The organism is Kitasatospora sp. NPDC092948 (genome assembly GCF_044754805.1).
Taxonomy (GTDB): Bacteria; Actinomycetota; Actinomycetes; order Streptomycetales; family Streptomycetaceae; genus Kitasatospora.
Window position 1 is genome coordinate 377,288 of the sequence record NZ_JBIVPU010000003.1, and the last position, 17,290, is coordinate 394,577.

A 17,290-nucleotide genomic window follows, 5' to 3' on the forward strand; every position below is an offset into this window, starting at 1 on the left:
TGGAGGCATGACGACGAACACGATGCGTGCGATCAGGCAGGACGTCCTGGGCGGCCCCGAAGTCCTCCGGGTGGTGGAACTCCCGCGCCCGGCGCCCGGAGTGAGCGAGATCCTGGTCAGGGTCCGGGCGGCCGGCCTCAACCCGACGGACTGGAAGCACCGGGCCGGCGGGCTGTTCCTCGGCGAGCCCCCGTTCGTGCTCGGCTGGGACGTGGCCGGCACCGTCGAGGCGGTCGGCCTCGGCGTCACCCTGTTCCGGCCCGGCGACGAGGTCTTCGGCATGCTGCCCTACCCGCACGGCGTCGGCGCCCACGCCGAGTACGCGACCGGCCCCGCCCGGGCGTTCGTGCCCCGGCCCGCCGGCGTCGACCTGGTCCAGGCCGGCGCGCTCCCGCTGGCCGCACTGACCGCCTGGCAGGCGCTGGTCGACACCGCGCAGGTCAAGGCCGGCGACCGGGTGCTGGTGCACGCCGCGGCCGGCGGCGTCGGCCACCTCGCCGTGCAGATCGCCAAGAGCCGCGGCGCGTACGTGATCGGCACCGCCAGCGCCGCCAAGCACGACTTCCTGCGCGGCCTCGGCGTCGACGAGCCGATCGACTACCGCAGCACCGATGTCACCGAGGCGGTCCGCGACGTCGACGTGGTGCTGGACACCCTCGGCGGTGAGAACCAGCTGCGTTCGCTGCGCACCCTGCGCCCGGGCGGCGTGCTGGTGTCGATCCTGCCCGTTCCGTTCGACGGGCTGGCCGAGGAGGCCGACCGGCTCGGCGTGCGCACCGCGATGATGCTGGTGGAGGCCGACCACGCCGGCATGGCCGCCGTCGCCGACCTGGCCGAACGCGGCCTGCTGCGCGCCGAGATCGCCGGGACCTTCCCGCTGGAGGAGGCCGCGAAGGCGCACGCGCTGGGCGACACCGGCCGCACCACCGGCAAGCTGGTGCTGGTGAACTGACCCTGCGTCAGAGGCTCTGGAGGTGGGCCAGGGCGCGGTCGAGCAGGTCGGCGAGGTCGTCCCGGCCGCCGTTGTCCGCCCAGTACAGCGAGGTCTCGGTGAGCGCGGCGCCGATCGCGGCGGCGGTGATCCGCAGCTCCAGGGTGGGGGCGTCCAGGCCGGCCCGTTCGGTGAGCAGGTCCAGCAGCATCCCGGTCGGCCCCCCGGTGCCGTCGAGCATCCGGATCCGCAGGGCCGGGACCGAGGCCGTCAGCCGCATCCGCTCGTACAGCTCGGCCCGCTCCTGCTCGGCGATCCGGCGGACCAGCCCGACCAGCACCTCCCGGGCGGAGGTCAGGAACGGCTCGTCCGCCGGCCGGGCCCGGATCGCGGCGGCCATCAGCGGGTCGTACTCGTCGGTGAGGACCAGGTCCTCCTTGGTCGGGAAGTACCGGAAGAAGGTGGACGGGGAGACCTCCGCCGCCGCCGCGATCCGGTCGACGGTGGTGGCCTCCCAGCCCTGTTCCGCGAACAGCCGGAACGCCTCCCGGCGCAGCGCCTGACGGGTCTTCAGCTTCTTGCGCTCGCGCAGCGACAGCGGGGCTTCGACGAGATCCTCCAGCGAACCGGAGGAGTCGGACGGGCGGGGCCGGGCGCTGCGCGGGGTGGTCATGCGGACGATTCTCCGGGATCGCCGACCGTCGCGGCCAGCGTCCGCGGCTCCGGAGCGTCCGCGGCGGCCGGGTCGCCGGCGGCCGGCATCCGGGCCGCGACCAGCACCGCGGACAGCGCGGCGACGATGCCGGCGACCAGCGTCACCAGGCCCATGCCGTGCACGTACGCGCCGTGCGCGGCCGCGGCGAGCGCCGGGTCGCCGAGCCGCCCGGCGACCGCGTCGGCGGCGATCACCGAACCGCGGGCCGGCTGCGCGGCGTCCGCCGGGAGCGCGGAGAGGTCGAGCCGGCCCCGGTACCCGGCCGCCAGCAGGCTGCCGAACACGGCGACGCCGACCGCGCCGCCGACCTGGCGGAGCGTCTGCACCAGCCCGGCGCCGACCCCGGCCTTGGCGGGCGGCAGCAGGAGCAGCGCGGAGGCGGTCGCGGTGATCAGCACCAGTCCGAGCCCGGCGCCGAACAGCGGCAGCCACAGCGCCGTCCACCCGTAGCCGTCGCCGGCCGAGGTGCGGCTGCCGAGCAGCAGCGCGAGCGCGGTCAGTGCCAGGCCGGCGGCGATCACGGTGCGCGGGGCGAACCGGCGCACCAGGCGTTCGCCCAGCCGGGCGGCGACCAGCAGGCCGCCCATCATCGGCATCAGCCGCAGCCCGCTGCCGAGCGCGTCGGTGCCCAGCACGCTCTGGAAGTAGGCGGGCAGCACGAAGAACCCGCCGAACAGGACGACCGAGACCAGGGTGACGGCGATCGCGCACCAGCGGAACACCGGCTCGGCCAACAGCGCCAGGTCGAGCATCGGGCGGTCCTGCCGGCGACTGCGCAGCACCAGCGCCGTCAGCGCGCCCGCCGAGCCGACCAGCGCGCCGAGCACCGGGGCGTCGCCCCAGCCGCGTTCGGCGCCCTCGATGATGCCCCAGGTCAGGGCGGACAGGCCGGCCGCGGCGAGGGCCGCGGCGGGCAGGTCCAGCCGGGGCGCGGCCGGGTCGGCGGACTCGGGGAGCAGCAGCAGGCAGGCGAGCACGCCGAGCGCCACCAGCGGCACGTTGATCAGGAAGATCGAGCCCCACCAGTAGCTGCGCAGCAGCAGCCCGCCGACGATCGGCCCGAGCGGCACGCCGAGCGCGGTCATGGTGGTCAGCAGTGCGGTGGCGCGGCGCTGTTCGGCGGCCGGGAAGACCGCGGGGATCACCGCCATCGACATCGGCATCACGAACGCGGCGGCCAGGCCCATCGCGGCGCGGGCGGCGATCAGCGGCCCGGGGCCGGAGGCGAGCGCGCCGAGCAGGGACGCCGCGCCGAACAGTCCGAGCCCGAGGACCAGGGTGCGGCGGCGGCCGAACCGGTCGCCGAGCAGCCCGGCCGGGAGCAGGACGGCGGCGAACACCACGGTGTAGGCATCGACGATCCACTGCTGCTGCCCGGTGCCGACGTCCAGCTGCCGGGCCAGGTCGGGCAGGGCGACGTTCAGCACGGTGGTGTCGAAGCCGATGACGAGTACGGCGAGTGCGACTGCGATCAGCGCGACCCAGCGCCGCGGGTGCGGAGCAGGCATGGCGGAACCCCCACCCGGTAGTCTCTCTCAAGTGAGAGTAACTATCAAAAGATGGTGAGTGTCAACCGAAGCCCGCGCTGCGGGATCCCCACTTCTGGAATTGATGCGCTGTTGATCCCCTGTTCGCCCGCGCTGAGTGCCGAACGTGTCACTGTAGGTGGGGAGTTCTCTGACGATCCGTCAGAGAACCTGTCGGCCGGCGGGAGGTTTGCCAATGGAGTACGGAGCGACCGGGTTCTGGAGCGGCGTGGTCGGTGTGCTGGCCGCGCTGGCCGTCATAGCCGGGTACCTGATCGGCGGCGCCCGCCTGGTCTGGGTGGTCTCCGCGGTCGAAGTGCTGATCGTGATGGCCTGGGTCGCCTACCGCTTCCGCGGCCGGGCCCACCAGCGCGCGGCAGGCGAAGGGCCCGACGCGGCGCACTGCGAGCGCTGCCGTCGGGCCCGGGAGCGGCTGGAGGCGCGGGCCGGCCAGCCGGTGCGGTACTGACCGCGAGGTACCGGGCGTCAGGGCGCCGGGTACCGAGCGGGGGAACGTTCCTGCGGGGCTCAGCCGGCCACGGTGTACGCCACCAGCGAGACCCCCACGTACTGCACGATGAACGCGCCGAGGGTGAACGCGTGGAACACCTCGTGGAAGCCGAACCAGCGCGGTGACGGATTCGGGCGCTTGAGGCCGTAGATCACTCCGCCGATGGTGTAGAGCGCGCCGCCGACGACGATCAGCGTCAGGACGGCCGCGCCTCCCTTGTGCAGGAAGTCCGGCAGGAAGAACACCGCCGCCCAGCCGAGCGCCACGTAGCACGGGGTGTACAGCCAGCGCGGGGCGCCGACCCAGAACACCCGGAACGCTATGCCGGCCAGCGCGCCGCCCCACACCAGCCACAGCAGCACCTGCTGCCGCGCGCCGTCCAGCAGCAGCATGGTGAACGGGGTGTACGTCCCGGCGATGATCAGGAAGATGTTGGCGTGGTCCAGCCGGCGCAGCACCGCCTCGCCGCGCGGCCCCCAGGTGAAGCGGTGGTACACCGCGCTCACCCCGAACAGCATCCAGGCGCTCACCGAGTAGACGACGCAGGCGACTCGCGCCGCCGTCGAATCGGCCAGGCAGATCAACACGATTCCGGCGGCCAGCGAGGCCGGGAACATGCCGGCATGCAGCCAGCCGCGCCACTTGGGCTTGACGAGTTCGATGGCTTCCGCGCTCATGGGCAGCATCTTACGGAACCGTAGGTTACTGGCTCGTAGGAAAGTGGTGATCCTCACTTTTAGACGTTCTGGAGTGTTCGGCGGGCATGATCAAGGTCCATCCGAGGCGTTCGAGTGAGGGTTCCGGGCCGCCAAATCAGACACTCCGTAGTAAAGATCTCGTCAATGACGCCATTTCGACGAATGGAGGCCGGGTTGCCGGGTCTACCGTGTAAGGACCCTCAACCCCCGCGACGCCGTCTCCTGGCCGAGATGGTGTGAAACGGAGCGATCGTGTCGCCTCAGATCTCTGCGCTCACCGAGTCCGCGCCCACCCGTCACCAGCGCCTGGTGGACTGGGTCAACGAGATTGCCGACCTCACCCAGCCCGCCCGTGTGGTGTGGTGCGACGGCTCCGAGGAGGAGTACCACCGCCTCGCCGAGCAGCTCGTCGCCCAGGGCACCTTCACCAAGCTCGACGAGACCAAGCGGCCCAACTCCTACTACGCGGCCTCCGACCCGTCCGACGTCGCCCGCGTCGAGGACCGCACCTTCATCTGCTCGGAGAAGGAAGAGGACGCCGGCCCGACCAACCACTGGAAGGCGCCCGCCGAGATGCGGGACATCTTCCAGGGTGAGAAGGGCCTGTTCCGGGGCGCGATGAAGGGCCGCACCATGTACGTGGTGCCGTTCTCCATGGGCCCGGTCGGCTCCCCGCTGGCCGCGTACGGCGTCGAGCTCACCGACTCCGCCTACGTCGCCGTCTCGATGCGCGTGATGACCCGCATGGGTCAGGCCGTGCTGGACCAGCTGGGCGAGGACGGCGAGTTCGTCAAGGCCGTGCACACGGTCGGCGCCCCGCTCGCCGAGGACGAGGCGGACGTCGCCTGGCCCTGCAACAGCACCAAGTACATCTCGCACTTCCCGGAGACCCGCGAGATCTGGTCCTTCGGCTCCGGCTACGGCGGCAACGCCCTGCTCGGCAAGAAGTGCTACGCGCTGCGGATCGCCTCCACCATGGCCCGCGACGAGGGCTGGCTGGCCGAGCACATGCTGATCCTCAAGCTCACCCCGCCGTCCGGCGAGGCCAAGTACGTCGCCGCCGCGTTCCCCTCCGCCTGCGGCAAGACCAACCTCGCCATGCTCCAGCCGACCGTCCCCGGCTGGAAGGTCGAGACCATCGGCGACGACATCGCCTGGATGCGATTCGGCGCCGACGGCCGGCTCTACGCCATCAACCCCGAGGCCGGCTTCTTCGGCGTCGCCCCCGGCACCGGCGAGGACACCAACGCCAACGCCATCAAGACCCTCTGGGGCAACACGGTCTTCACCAACGTCGCGCTCACCGACGACGGCGACGTCTGGTGGGAGGGCCTCACCGAGAAGGCGCCCGCGCACCTCACCGACTGGCGCGGCAACGACTGGACCCCCGAGTCCGGCACCCCCGCCGCCCACCCGAACGCGCGCTTCGCCGTCCCCGCCGCGCAGTGCCCGACCATCGCGGACGAGTGGGAGGACCCGGCCGGCGTCCCGATCTCGGCGATCCTCTTCGGCGGCCGCCGCGCCACCGCCGTCCCGCTGGTCACCGAGTCCTTCGACTGGCAGCACGGCGTCTTCCTCGGCGCGAACATCGCCTCCGAGAAGACCGCTGCCGCCGAGGGCACCGTCGGCGAGCTGCGCCGCGACCCGTTCGCCATGCTGCCGTTCTGCGGCTACAACATGGGCGACTACTTCGCGCACTGGCTGAAGATCGGCGCCGAGGCCGACGCCGCGAAGCTCCCGAAGATCTACTACGTCAACTGGTTCCGCAAGAACGCCGCCGGCAAGTTCGTGTGGCCGGGCTACGGCGAGAACAGCCGCGTCCTGAAGTGGATCGTCGAGCGCCTGGAGGGCTCGGCCGAGGGCGTCGAGACGCCGATCGGCGTGCTGCCGACGGTCGAGGGCTTCGACCTCGACGGGCTGGAGATCCCGGCCGCCGACCAGGAGCTGCTGTTCTCGGTCGACAACGAGATCTGGAAGCAGGAGGCCGCGCTGGTGCCGGCCCACCTGGAGATGTTCGGCGAGCACACGCCGAAGGAGCTGTGGGACGAGTACCAGTCCCTGGTCAAGCGTCTCGGCTGATACGTCGGCACTCCGTGCCCCGGCAGGGGCACGGAGAACTGCGCGAAGCGGAAGACCCGTACGGCAAGGTCCGGTCGGAGCGGGAAGTCCCGTCCTCGGCCGGACCTTGCTGTGCGTTCCGGGTTGCCCGCGCAGTTCTCCCCCGGCCCCAGCGGGCCGGGAGGTGCCCCCACGCGGCCCTGTTTCCGCGCCCGCCCGCGTTCCGCTACTGCTGCACGTAGCCGGACAGGAAGTTGCCGATGCGGGTCACCGCGTCCGTGATGTCGTCCGGGTGGGGGAGGGTGACCAGGCGGAAGTGGTCGGGGTCGGGCCAGTTGAAGCCGGTGCCCTGGACGATCAGGATCCGTTCGGCGCGCAGCAGGTCGAGGACCATCCGGGCGTCGTCCTTGATCTTGTAGACCTGCGGGTCGAGCCGCGGGAACGCGTACAGCGCGCCCTTGGGCTTCACGCAGGAGACGCCGGGGATCTCGTTGAGCAGCCGGTACGCCGCGTCGCGGGAGGCCAGCAGCCGCCCGCCCGGCAGGATCAGGTCGCGGACGGACTGGCGCCCGCCCAGCGCCGCGGCCACCGCGTGCTGGGCCGGCATGTTGGCGCACAGGCGCATCGAGGCGAGCACGTTGAGGCCCTCGATGTAGGAGCGGGCGCGCTGCCGGTCGCCGGAGAGCACCATCCAGCCGCTGCGGAAGCCGGCTACCCGGTAGGCCTTGGACATGCCGTTGAAGGTGACGCAGAACAGGTCCGGGGCGAGGGTGGCGAGCGGGACGTGCTCCACGCCGTCGTAGAGGATCTTGTCGTAGATCTCGTCCGCGTACACCACCAGCTGGTGCTGCCGGGCGAGTTCGACGATCCCCTCCAGCAGCTCGCGGGGGTAGACCGCACCGGTGGGGTTGTTGGGGTTGATCACCACGATCGCCCGGGTGCGGTCGGTGATCTTCGCGGCGATGTCGGCCAGATCCGGGTACCACTCGGCCTGCTCGTCGCACCGGTAGTGGACGGCGGTGCCGCCGGCCAGCGAGACCGAGGCCGTCCACAGCGGGTAGTCGGGGGCGGGGACGAGCACCTCGTCGCCGTCGTCGAGCAGGGCGGTCATGGCGAGCTGGATCAGCTCGGAGACGCCGTTGCCCAGGTAGACGTCCTCGACCGACAGGCCGTGCAGGCCGCGGTCCTCGTAGTGCATGACCACGGCGCGGCGGGCCGACAGCAGGCCCTTGGAGTCGCCGTAGCCGTGCGCGGACGACAGGTTGCGGAGGATGTCCTGGAGGATCTCGGGCGGGGCTTCGAAGCCGAACGCGGCCGGGTTGCCGGTGTTGAGCTTGAGGATGCGGTGGCCCTGCTCCTCCAGCCGCATCGCCTCGTCGAGCACCGGGCCGCGAATGTCGTAGCAGACATTGGCGAGTTTGCTGGACTGGATGACCTGCATGCCCGAGTACTTTACGGGCGGCCGGGGCCGTCGCCCGCGTGGTGTTCGCCACCTGGACACGGACGGGGGAACGGTGGTGCGGCGGTAGGGTCGCGGCGGGCCGTCAGGGGAGGTGCCGGATGTTCGGGGCAGTGCTGGGAGCGGTGCTCGGTCTGCTGGCGGGGGCGCTGCTGCGCCCGGTGGCGGTGCGGTACGCGGTGCCGGCCGGCGAGCCGTGGCGGACCTGCGCGCCCGCGCCGCTCGGCCGCTGCGTGCGCTGCGGCGAACGGGTCGGTCCGCCGCCGCTGACCGTCGAGGCGGCCGCCGCGGCCGTCGGGGCCGCCCTCGCCGCGGACGTCCCGGCGCGCTGGCTGCCGCTGCTGGTGTGGGTGGCGCTGTTCGGCGTGGCGCTGGCCTTCGTGGACGCCGCGGTGAAACGCCTGCCGGACGCCCTGACCCTGCCGCTGCTGGCCGGGACGGCCCTGCTGATCCCGCTCGCCGACCACCGCCCGGCGGTGTGGCTGCGCTGCGCCCTGGCGGCGGGCGCGCTCGGCGGCCTGTTCCTGCTGCTGGCGCTGTTCGCGCCGATGGGCCTGGGCGACGTCAAGCTGGCCCCGTCGCTCGGTGCCGTGCTCGGCCTGGTCGGCTGGCGGACGTTCTACGCCGGCCTCCTCTACATGTGGCTGATCGCCGCGGTGTGGGCGGTCGCCCTGCTGGTGCTGCGCCGGGCCGGCCGCCGCACCGAACTGGCCTTCGGCCCGGCGATGCTGCTGGGCACCCTGGCGGCGGTGCTGGCCACCGCCTGACGCCCCGTCGGCGCCCGGGAAGAGGGGCGGCGCCCGGAGAAAGGGGCGGGGCCCGTCGTACCCCCAGCGGTACGACGGGCCCCTCGGTGTGCGCCTGCCCCACCCTCAAGGAGCGGCGCACCGGCGGGAGGTCACTGCATGTTGTGGGCGAAGGCGCCGACGTTGTTGGAGAAGTCGTTGCCGTTGTTGGCGTCCCAGTTGGTGGACCAGGTCATCGCGCCGCGGATGGTCGGCCACTTGGCCGGCGGGACGAAGCTGCCGCAGTGGTTGCCGGTGGCCAGGCAGTCCAGCGCGTTGTTCACCACGGTGGAGTTGACGTAGCCGCCGCCCGCCGCCCGGGTGGAGGCCGGGACGCCGATGCCGACCTGGTCGGGACGCAGGCCGCCCTGGATGTGGGTGCAGACCTGCGCGGTGATGAAGTCGATGGTGCCCTGGGTGTAGACCTTGCCGTCGCAGCCGTTCATGCCACCGGAGTTGTAGAACTGGGTGTTGACGACGGTGAGGATGTCCTTGGTGGCCAGCGCCAGCTGGAAGTAGGCGCCGGCGGTGGAGTACATCCCGATGGTCTCGGGCGCCATGGTCAGCACGAAGCCGGAGCCGACCTTGGCCTGCAGGGTGTGCAGCGCCTGCGACATGTAGGTGGCGTTGACGCCGTTCTCCAGGTCGACGTCGATGCCGTCGAAGCCGTACTGCTGGATCAGCTTGTACGCCGAGTCGGAGAACGCGGTCGCGGCGGCCGAACTGCCCACCGAGATCGCACCGTTCTGGCCGCCGATGGAGAGCACGACCTTCTTGCCGGCCGCGTGCTTGGCGGCGATGTCGGCCTTGAAGTCGGCGTCGGTGTAGCCGCCCAGCTTGGTGGCCAGCGCCGGGTCCAGGGTGAAGGAGATCGCGCCCTGGGTGGTGGTCGAGTCGGCGAAGGAGACCGCGATGATGTCGTACGCGGACTGCACGTCACGCAGCTTCTGCACGGTCGAGCCGTTGTCGAAGTTCTGCCAGTAGCCGGTCAGCACGTGCTTGGGCAGGCCGGTGTTCGGCGGCGGGGTGGTCGCCGAGCCGGACGGGCTGGGCGAGTTGGACGCCGACGGGGAGGCGCTCTGCGACGGCGAGGCCGAGGCGGAGGGCGAGGCGCTCTGCGACGGGGACGCGGACGCCGAGGTGGACGGCTTCGGCGAGGCCGAGGTGGCGGACGGCGACGGGGAGGCGGTGCCGCCCGGGCCGATCAGCTGGATGTCGTCGGCGTAGTAGGTGGGCTGGCCGTACCAGCCGTGGATGTACAGGGTGACGCTGTTGGTGTTGGCGCCGGTGGTGAAGCTGGTGTTGAGCTGGTTCCAGGTGCTCTGCGCCGACCAGGTGGACGGGTCGGTGCCGCCGGTGCCGCGGGCGCCCAGGTAGACGTACGAGCCCTGCACCCAGCCGTTCAGCGAGTACGCGGTGTTGGGGAGCACCGAGACGGTCTGGGTGCACTCGGCGGTGTCGCCGGCGCCCGGGGTGGCGGCCAGCGCGCCGGTGCCGGAGTGGACCGGCGTGGAGACCGTGGTGGCGCTGCCGGTGCAGGTCCAGCCCGCGAGGCCGGACTCGAAGCCGCCGTTGGTGACCAGGTTGCCGACCGCGGCGTTCGCGCCGCCGGCCGACAGGGCCAGGCCGGTGCCGGCCAGGGCCAGTGCGGTCGCGGTGGCAAGCACCGCCGGGAACTTGTTGCGGCGCCGGTGGGACGGCTGCTGCAGGGTACGGGCCATGACAAGGCTCCAGGGCGGGAGTGGGGGCGTGGGGGGGTGTGGGGGGAGAGCAGACGTGGCGGGGGAAGGAAGAGCCGCCGCGGTGGGGGTCGCGGCGGCTCCGCTGTGGGGGTGGGTCCGCTGTGGTGCTGACCACACGCTGGACTAGACCAATGGCAAGCGTCAAGACCCGGAATCCGGTTTAGGGACCGTTTAAGGATTCGGAGACCGTTCCGTATCCCACCCCGGGCAGGCACTGTGACAAGACCGGTACCTGCGGTTTTACATCCGTCAATGCCTGGCGGAGTAGGCTGCCGCAGGGATTTCGCACCCGGAGCAATCAGCACGGAGGGGCCGTTCACGATGGGTCTGCGCGATGTGGTGGAGCGCACGCCGGTGCTGCGCACCCTGCTGGACAGGGCCTACCGGCTGTACGGCCGCCGGGTCGAGCTGCACCTGGCCAACACCCCGCACCACATCGGCGTGATCCTGGACGGCAACCGCCGCTGGGCCAAGGCCACCGGCGGCACCACCGCCTACGGCCACCAGCGCGGCGCCGACAAGATCAGCGAGTTCCTGGGCTGGTGCGCGGAGACCGACGTCCAGGTGGTCACCCTGTGGATGCTCTCCACCGACAACCTGGCCCGCCCCGCCGAGGAACTCGTCCCGCTGCTCGGCATCATCGAGGACGCCGTCCAGGGCCTGGTCGACGCCGGCCGCTGGAAGGTCCACCCCGTCGGCGCGCTCGACCTGCTGCCCGCCCCCACCGCCGAGGTGCTCAAGCGCGCCGAGCAGGAGACCGCGCACATCGACGGACTGACCGTCAACGTGGCCATCGGCTACGGCGGTCGGCAGGAGATCGCCGACGCCGTCCGCTCGCTGCTCCAGGAGCACGCCGGCCGAGGCACGTCGATCGAGGAACTGGCCGAAATCCTCGACGTCGAGCACATCGCCGAGCACCTCTACACCAAGGGCCAGCCCGACCCCGACCTGGTGATCCGCACCTCCGGCGAGCAGCGGCTGTCCGGCTTCCTGCTCTGGCAGTCCGCGCACAGCGAGTTCTACTTCTGCGAGGCCTACTGGCCGGCCTTCCGCCGGGTCGACTTCCTCCGGGCGCTGCGCGACTACCAGCTGCGCAACCGGCGAATGGGCCGCTGACTCCGGCCTGTTGACGCTGACGTCCGGTCAACTCACTTTCCCCGTCCGTCGGTCGGGAAAACGTTCACCAGGTGTGTTCCCGCCGTTCGCTCCGGCGCGAATGCAGCCCTCCTCGCCTGGGAAGACTCCCCTCAGACCGTCCCCCCGGCCAGCGGGGCCGCGGGGACCGGTGGGCCGCGGGTGACGTCGGGTCACCCGCTCTGGAGGGCTAGTGGTCAGTACCAAGAGCCGCCGGACACCTGACCGGCGCACGTACGTCCTCGACACCAGCGTGCTCCTGGCCGACCCTCTCGCCATGACGCGCTTCGAGGAGCACGAGGTCGTCCTCCCGGTCGTCGTGGTCACCGAGTTGGAGGCCAAGCGGCACCACCCGGAACTCGGCTACTTCGCCCGCCAGGCGCTGCGCCTGCTGGACGACTACCGGATCCGCCACGGCCGGCTCGACGAGCCGATCCCGGTGGGCGAGTTCGGCGGCACCATCCGGGTCGAGCTGAACCACTCCGACCTGTCGATCCTGCCGGCCGGCTACCGGGCCGGGGGCGGCGAGGCGGACACCAGGATCCTCGCGGTCGCCCGCAATCTGCAGGCCGAGGGCTACGACGTCACCGTGGTGTCCAAGGACCTGCCGCTGCGGATCAAGGCGAGCTCGGTGGGTCTGCTGGCCGAGGAGTACCGGGCCGAGCTGGCGATCACCTCCGGGTGGACGGGCATGACCGAACTGCACGTCCCCGCCGACCAGGTGGACGAGCTGTTCACCGGTCAGGAGCACGCCCTCTCCGTCGACGGCGCCGAGCAACTCCCGGTCCACACCGGCCTGGTGCTGCACTCCGAACGCGGCCGTGCGCTCGGCCGGGTGGCCCCCGACGGCCGGGTGCGGCTGGTCCGCGGCGACCGCGAGGCGTTCGGCCTGCGCGGCCGCAGCGCCGAGCAGCGGATCGCCCTCGACCTGCTGCTCGACCCGGAGATCGGGATCATCTCGATGGGCGGCCGGGCCGGCACGGGCAAGTCCGCGCTCGCCCTGTGCGCCGGCCTGGAGGCCGTCCTGGAGCGCCGCCAGCACCGCAAGGTGATGGTGTTCCGCCCGCTGTACGCGGTCGGCGGCCAGGAACTCGGCTACCTGCCCGGCAGCGAGGCCGAGAAGATGGGCCCCTGGGCGCAGGCGGTGTTCGACACCCTCTCCGCCGTCACCACCCAGGACGTGATCGAGGAGGTCATCTCCCGCGGCATGCTGGAGGTCCTGCCGCTCACCCACATCCGCGGGCGCTCGCTGCACGACGCCTTCGTGATCGTGGACGAGGCGCAGTCGCTGGAGCGCAACGTGCTGCTCACGGTGCTCTCCCGGATCGGCCAGAACTCCCGCGTGGTGCTCACCCACGACGTCGCCCAGCGGGACAACCTGCGGGTCGGCCGGTACGACGGCGTGGTCGCGGTGGTGGAGAAGCTGAAGGGGCATCCGCTGTTCGCCCACGTCACGCTCACGCGTTCGGAGCGTTCGCCGATCGCCGCACTGGTGACCGAAATGCTGGAGGACATCCAGCCGTAGGCATAACCGGACACACCGGGGCAAAGGGGCCTGACGTCGACCGTCAGGCCCCTTCGCTGTCGGCCCGACTGACGACCCCTCGGCCACCCGGCCGCCAAATGCCCAGGTGGCGAAAGTTTGTGAGATCCGCCACGGCACAGGGAATTGCGTAGACACCGTCGCTTGCGGCATGGTGAGGGTTCTGTCAGGCCCCGCGTACGGCAATTCCGCGCTCGGCAACTCCGGTTGGCGGGCGGACAACTGAACACCGCAAGGCCGTACGCCGCTCGAATCCACCGCCGCTCCGGGCCCGCCCGGGGGGACGGCCGAGCCAGCGCCTCCCGTGACCAGAGCTCGACGGAGGCCAGTGACCAGGGGCAGATTGCGCCCGGACGGTCACACGCCGGGCGACGCTGGAAGGAAACCATGTGACTCGGATCTCGGTCCGGGGAGTCGCTGTCGCCTCCGCCACCGCGGTGACCGCCGTCGGTGCCGTCGTAGGTGCGGCCTCTGGCAGTGAGGGCAAGACCGTCCAGACGGTCGACGTCGCGAGCGCCACCCTGCTCGCCGACGCGCCCACCGGCGCACAGGCCCAGAACGTCAGCGACGGCATCAGCCGCCAGGCCAACGCCCAGCAGGTCTCCGCCGACGCCGCCGCCAAGAAGGCCGCGGAGGAGAACGCCCGGCAGAAGGCCGCCGCCGACGCCCAGGCGAAGGCCGACGCGGAGAAGGCCGCCAAGGCGGCCGAGGAGAAGCGCGTGAAGGAGGAGGCCAACCGTGCCTCCGCCCGCAGCGTGCTCGCCACCGTCAGCCCCGGCTCGGTCCAGGACATGGCGCTGCAGATCGTCGGCGACGCCAACCAGTTCCAGTGCTTCAGCCAGATCGTGAAGCGCGAGAGCGGCTGGGACTACACCGCCACCAACGCCTCCTCCGGCGCCTACGGCCTGGTCCAGGCGCTGCCGGGCTCCAAGATGGCCTCGGCCGGCGCGGACTGGCGCACCAACCCCGCCACCCAGATCAAGTGGGGCCTCAACTACATGAACAGCCGCTACGGCAGCCCCTGCGGCGCCTGGTCGTTCTGGCAGTCCCACCACTGGTACTAGGCCACAGCTCGCGGAAGGGCCCCGTTCTCGCACGGTCGAGGACGGGGCCCTTCGTGCTGCCGCGAGACAGCGGCCTTCGGACGGGCCGCGCCGCCCGGGCGGCGCTGACCAGTGCGCTGCGGGCGGCGACGGTCCGGTGCGGACGCGGGGGAACGGAGCGGGTCCTGGTTTCTCCGCTCCCGGCCGGTCCGCCGACAGAAGGTCTGCCAGGCCCCTTCCCCGATCCTGGCGGACGAAACGGGCGTATTGGTGATGATTTGCCCGGAACCTCCTGGAAGCGGTCCGGGTATCTCCGGCGACCGGGGGACCCGGGGGCAGGTAGCGTTCCTCACCGACGGCCGCGCGACCTGCGGCCGCGGAACAGCGGACGAACGCGGGGGAGACCGGTGCAGTGACGGAAGAGACGAGCGGAGGCCGCTGGCGCGGCCTCGCCAAGATAGGCGCCGTCGCGGCCGGCCTGTTCGCCGCCGCGGAACGCCGCCGCCGCGCGGCCATCACCGCCGAGGCGCAGGCCCTCGCCACCGAGCAGGCCGTCGAACTCGCCGCCGAGCGGGCCGCGCAGCGCACCGTCGAACAGACGGCCCGTCAACTTGCCGAGCACGGTGGTGATTCGGCCGACGGCCGGGCGCCCGCCGTCGCGCCCCCGGAAGGAGCGGCCGTGCGGACCGAACCGACCGTCCCTGCCCCGCGCAGCGCCGAACAGCCGCCCGCCGCCCCGCCCGGCCGGCCCGCCAACCCGGTCGACGCGGTGCCGTGGACGCTGCGGGTCGCCGCCGAGTCCACCTGGCGACTGCTGCTGCTCGGCGTCGCGCTGTACGTGGTCTTCCGGGTCATCGACACGCTGCGACTGGTCGCCTTCTCGGTGCTCGCCGCGCTGCTGATCTCCGCGCTGCTGGAGCCCACCGTCTCCTGGCTGCGCCGGCACGGCGTCCCGCGCTCGGTGGCCGCGGCCGGCACCTTCCTGTCCGGCCTGGCCGGCATCGGACTGGTCGGCTGGTTCGTGTTCTGGCAGGTGTCCACCAACCTCGACCGGGTCACCGTCAAGGCCCAGGACGGTGTCCGGCAGCTGCGCGACTGGCTGGTCAACGGGCCGTTCCACCTGACGCAGGACCAGCTGGACAACTTCACCAACCAGATCACCACGTCCATCGGCAAGAACTCCGACCAGCTCACCTCGGCCGGCTTCACCGGCGTCAGCATCGCCGTCGAGCTGCTCACCGGCATCGCGCTGACCGCCTTCACCATCTTCTTCCTGCTGTACGACGGCGCCGGGATCTGGAGCTGGATCCTGCGCGGGCTGCCCCGGCACTCCCGGCACGCGATGGCCGGCGCCGGGCCCAAGGCCTGGACCACGCTGACCGCCTACGTCCGCGGCACCGTCGTCGTCGCCTTCATCGACGCGCTGTGCATCGGGATCGGGCTCCAACTGCTCGGCGTGCCGATGGCGATGCCGCTCGCGGTGATCATCTTCCTGGGCGCGTTCGTGCCGCTGGTCGGCGCGCTGGTCACCGGCACCCTGGCCGTGCTGATCGCGCTGGTGACCGTCGGACCGTTCAAGGCGCTGATGGCGCTGGTGGTGCTGGTCCTCGTCCAGCAGCTGGAGGGCCACATCCTGCAGCCGCTGATCCTCGGCCGGGCGGTGCGGGTCCACCCGCTGGCCGTGGTGCTCGGCGTCGCCGCGGGCTCCATCGTCGGCGGCATCGCGGGCGCGATCGTGGCGGTGCCGCTGATCGCGGTGACCAACACCGTCACCGGGCACCTGCGGCAGCGCAATGCGGCCGGCCAGGAGGTCTTCCAGGCGATCGAGGCGGCCCGGAAGCAGTAGGCGGAGAACACGACGAGGCCCCGTCCGGGAGGAGAACTCCTCCCGGACGGGGCCTCGTCGTGGTACGTCGCGCCCCGGGCGTCGCAGCCGGCGCGTCGTGGCCGACGCGTCATGAGCGGCGCGTCGCGGGTGGTGCGCTACGCCAGCTGGGCTTCGGCGTCCAGCACCGAGGCGACGGCCTGGACGGTGGCGGCGATCTTGACGGAGGCCTGGATGACCTCACGCTCGACACCGGCCTTGCGCAGCACGCCCTCGTGCGAGTCGAGGCACTGGCCGCAGCCGTTGATCGCGGAGACCGCGAAGCACCACAGCTCGAAGTCGACCTTGTCGACGCCCGGGTTGCCGATGATGTTCATCCGCAGACCGGCCCGCATCGTCCCGTACTCCTTGTCGGAGAGCAGGTGCAGCGTCCGGTAGTAGACGTTGTTCATCGCCATGATCGCGGCAGCGCCCTTGGCGGCCTGGTAGGCCTCCGGGGTCAGGTGCGACTTGGCCTCGGGCTCCAGCTCGCGCAGCACGGCCGAGGAGCCGGTCGCCATCGCGCAGGCGAGCACGGTGCCCCAGAGCTGCTGCTCCGGCAGGTCCGAGTTGCCGATGACCGAGCCCAGGTTGAGCTTCAGGTCCTTGGCGTAGTCCGGCAGGGCGGCCTTGAGTTCGTCGAGAGCCATGGCGGTCAGCCGGCCAGCAGGGCCTGGGCGTCGAGGGTGTCCTCGCCCTTGTTCCAGTTGCACGGGCACAGCTCGTCGGTCTGCAGGGCGTCCAGCACCCGCAGGACCTCCTTGGGGTTACGGCCGACGGAGCCGGCGGTCACCATGACGAACTGGATCTCGTTGTTCGGGTCCACGATGAACACCGCACGCTGGGCGGTGCCGTCCGCGCCCTCGACGCCGCAGGCGCGCATCAGCTCGTGCTTGACGTCGGCCAGCATCGGGAAGGGCAGGTCGCGCAGGTCCTTGTGGTCCTTGCGCCACGCGTGGTGGACGTACTCCGAGTCGCCGGAGACGCCGAGGATCTGGGCGTCACGGTCGGCGAACTCATCGTTCAGCTTGCCGAACGCGGCGATCTCGGTCGGGCAGACGAAGGTGAAGTCCATCGGCCAGAAGAACACGACCTTCCACTTGCCCTCGTAGGACTTGTGGTTGATCTCGGCGAAGGCGTTCGCGGCGTCGAGGTCCACGCAGGCGTTGAGTTCGAACTCGGGGAACTTGTCACCGATCGTCAGCACGTCGCTTCTCCAGGGGTTGAGATGAGGGTTGTCCGAATTGCGGACATTCCCAGCGTCGCACAGGGGCTACTGAT

General features: G+C 71.6%; 15 protein-coding genes. 8 read left to right on the forward strand and 7 right to left on the reverse strand.

The window, feature by feature from the left end:
• Window positions 1–7: 7 nt before the first annotated feature.
• Window positions 8–952: an NADP-dependent oxidoreductase gene (locus ACIQF6_RS11240; protein WP_400892991.1), complete on the forward strand. Its 945-nt coding sequence runs from the start codon at window positions 8–10 to the stop codon at window positions 950–952.
• Window positions 953–959: 7 nt separating this feature from the next.
• Here the strand turns inward: ACIQF6_RS11240 and ACIQF6_RS11245 are convergent, their stop codons facing one another.
• Together ACIQF6_RS11245 and ACIQF6_RS11250 are read right to left on the reverse strand one after the other, a co-directional pair.
• Window positions 960–1,604, reverse strand: a complete 645-nt coding sequence (locus tag ACIQF6_RS11245) for a TetR family transcriptional regulator (RefSeq protein ID WP_400892993.1) — start codon at window positions 1,602–1,604, stop codon at window positions 960–962.
• Window positions 1,601–3,154, reverse strand: coding sequence for an MFS transporter (locus ACIQF6_RS11250; protein WP_400892995.1), 1,554 nt, complete (start codon window positions 3,152–3,154; stop codon window positions 1,601–1,603). Before ACIQF6_RS11250 ends, ACIQF6_RS11245 begins: the two co-directional genes overlap by 4 nt.
• A gap of 214 nt (window positions 3,155–3,368) precedes the next feature.
• On the opposite strand from ACIQF6_RS11250, the gene ACIQF6_RS11255 reads away from it, so the two are divergent.
• Entirely contained in the window at window positions 3,369–3,641 is a 273-nt protein-coding gene (locus ACIQF6_RS11255; RefSeq protein ID WP_400892998.1) for a hypothetical protein, read from the forward strand.
• Window positions 3,642–3,700: 59 nt separating this feature from the next.
• On the opposite strand, the gene ACIQF6_RS11260 is transcribed toward ACIQF6_RS11255, so the two are convergent.
• Window positions 3,701–4,369 (reverse strand): hemolysin III family protein, encoded by a 669-nt coding sequence (locus tag ACIQF6_RS11260; protein WP_400893001.1) that lies wholly within the window; start codon window positions 4,367–4,369, stop codon window positions 3,701–3,703.
• 264 nt (window positions 4,370–4,633) lie between these two features.
• Here ACIQF6_RS11260 and ACIQF6_RS11265 point away from each other — a divergent pair, with 264 nt between their 5' ends.
• Window positions 4,634–6,460 (forward strand): phosphoenolpyruvate carboxykinase (GTP), encoded by a 1,827-nt coding sequence (locus ACIQF6_RS11265; RefSeq protein ID WP_400893004.1) that lies wholly within the window; start codon window positions 4,634–4,636, stop codon window positions 6,458–6,460.
• Window positions 6,461–6,665: 205 nt separating this feature from the next.
• Here the strand turns inward: ACIQF6_RS11265 and ACIQF6_RS11270 are convergent, their stop codons facing one another.
• On the reverse strand, window positions 6,666–7,880 hold the full coding sequence (locus ACIQF6_RS11270; protein ID WP_400893007.1) for a pyridoxal phosphate-dependent aminotransferase: 1,215 nt from the start codon (window positions 7,878–7,880) through the stop codon (window positions 6,666–6,668).
• 119 nt (window positions 7,881–7,999) lie between these two features.
• Here ACIQF6_RS11270 and ACIQF6_RS11275 point away from each other — a divergent pair, with 119 nt between their 5' ends.
• Window positions 8,000–8,665, forward strand: a complete 666-nt coding sequence (locus tag ACIQF6_RS11275; protein WP_400893010.1) for a prepilin peptidase — start codon at window positions 8,000–8,002, stop codon at window positions 8,663–8,665.
• Window positions 8,666–8,796: 131 nt separating this feature from the next.
• On the opposite strand, the gene ACIQF6_RS11280 is transcribed toward ACIQF6_RS11275, so the two are convergent.
• Complete coding sequence (locus tag ACIQF6_RS11280) at window positions 8,797–10,404, reverse strand: chitinase (protein WP_400893013.1); 1,608 nt, start codon at window positions 10,402–10,404, stop codon at window positions 8,797–8,799.
• Window positions 10,405–10,746: 342 nt separating this feature from the next.
• Here ACIQF6_RS11280 and ACIQF6_RS11285 point away from each other — a divergent pair, with 342 nt between their 5' ends.
• The 4 genes from ACIQF6_RS11285 to ACIQF6_RS11300 all read left to right on the forward strand — a co-directional run bounded on the left by ACIQF6_RS11285 (window position 10,747) and on the right by ACIQF6_RS11300 (window position 15,991).
• The gene (locus ACIQF6_RS11285; RefSeq protein WP_400893015.1) at window positions 10,747–11,541 is read left to right on the forward strand and encodes an isoprenyl transferase; all 795 of its coding nucleotides are present in this window, start codon (window positions 10,747–10,749) and stop codon (window positions 11,539–11,541) included.
• Between the two features lie 211 nt (window positions 11,542–11,752).
• On the forward strand, window positions 11,753–13,084 hold the full coding sequence (locus ACIQF6_RS11290) for a PhoH family protein (RefSeq protein ID WP_400893017.1): 1,332 nt from the start codon (window positions 11,753–11,755) through the stop codon (window positions 13,082–13,084).
• 407 nt (window positions 13,085–13,491) lie between these two features.
• On the forward strand, window positions 13,492–14,166 hold the full coding sequence (locus ACIQF6_RS11295; protein WP_400893019.1) for a transglycosylase SLT domain-containing protein: 675 nt from the start codon (window positions 13,492–13,494) through the stop codon (window positions 14,164–14,166).
• A gap of 391 nt (window positions 14,167–14,557) precedes the next feature.
• Window positions 14,558–15,991, forward strand: coding sequence for an AI-2E family transporter (locus tag ACIQF6_RS11300; protein WP_400893021.1), 1,434 nt, complete (start codon window positions 14,558–14,560; stop codon window positions 15,989–15,991).
• Window positions 15,992–16,128: 137 nt separating this feature from the next.
• On the opposite strand, the gene ACIQF6_RS11305 is transcribed toward ACIQF6_RS11300, so the two are convergent.
• The gene (locus ACIQF6_RS11305; protein ID WP_400893023.1) at window positions 16,129–16,659 is read right to left on the reverse strand and encodes an alkyl hydroperoxide reductase; all 531 of its coding nucleotides are present in this window, start codon (window positions 16,657–16,659) and stop codon (window positions 16,129–16,131) included.
• Between the two features lie 5 nt (window positions 16,660–16,664).
• Complete coding sequence (locus tag ACIQF6_RS11310; RefSeq protein WP_400893026.1) at window positions 16,665–17,216, reverse strand: peroxiredoxin; 552 nt, start codon at window positions 17,214–17,216, stop codon at window positions 16,665–16,667.
• Window positions 17,217–17,290 lie beyond the last annotated feature (74 nt).

Bases quoted from the DNA above. Each gene is read 5' to 3' on its own strand.
- ACIQF6_RS11240 (WP_400892991.1), top strand. From the start codon at position 8: ATGACGACGAACACGATGCGTGCGATCAGGCAGGACGTCCTGGGCGGC.
- ACIQF6_RS11245 (WP_400892993.1), bottom strand. From the start codon at position 1,604: ATGACCACCCCGCGCAGCGCCCGGCCCCGCCCGTCCGACTCCTCCGGT.
- ACIQF6_RS11250 (WP_400892995.1), bottom strand. From the start codon at position 3,154: ATGCCTGCTCCGCACCCGCGGCGCTGGGTCGCGCTGATCGCAGTCGCA.
- ACIQF6_RS11255 (WP_400892998.1), top strand. From the start codon at position 3,369: ATGGAGTACGGAGCGACCGGGTTCTGGAGCGGCGTGGTCGGTGTGCTG.
- ACIQF6_RS11260 (WP_400893001.1), bottom strand. From the start codon at position 4,369: ATGCTGCCCATGAGCGCGGAAGCCATCGAACTCGTCAAGCCCAAGTGG.
- ACIQF6_RS11270 (WP_400893007.1), bottom strand. From the start codon at position 7,880: ATGCAGGTCATCCAGTCCAGCAAACTCGCCAATGTCTGCTACGACATT.
- ACIQF6_RS11275 (WP_400893010.1), top strand. From the start codon at position 8,000: ATGTTCGGGGCAGTGCTGGGAGCGGTGCTCGGTCTGCTGGCGGGGGCG.
- ACIQF6_RS11280 (WP_400893013.1), bottom strand. From the start codon at position 10,404: ATGGCCCGTACCCTGCAGCAGCCGTCCCACCGGCGCCGCAACAAGTTC.
- ACIQF6_RS11285 (WP_400893015.1), top strand. From the start codon at position 10,747: ATGGGTCTGCGCGATGTGGTGGAGCGCACGCCGGTGCTGCGCACCCTG.
- ACIQF6_RS11305 (WP_400893023.1), bottom strand. From the start codon at position 16,659: ATGGCTCTCGACGAACTCAAGGCCGCCCTGCCGGACTACGCCAAGGAC.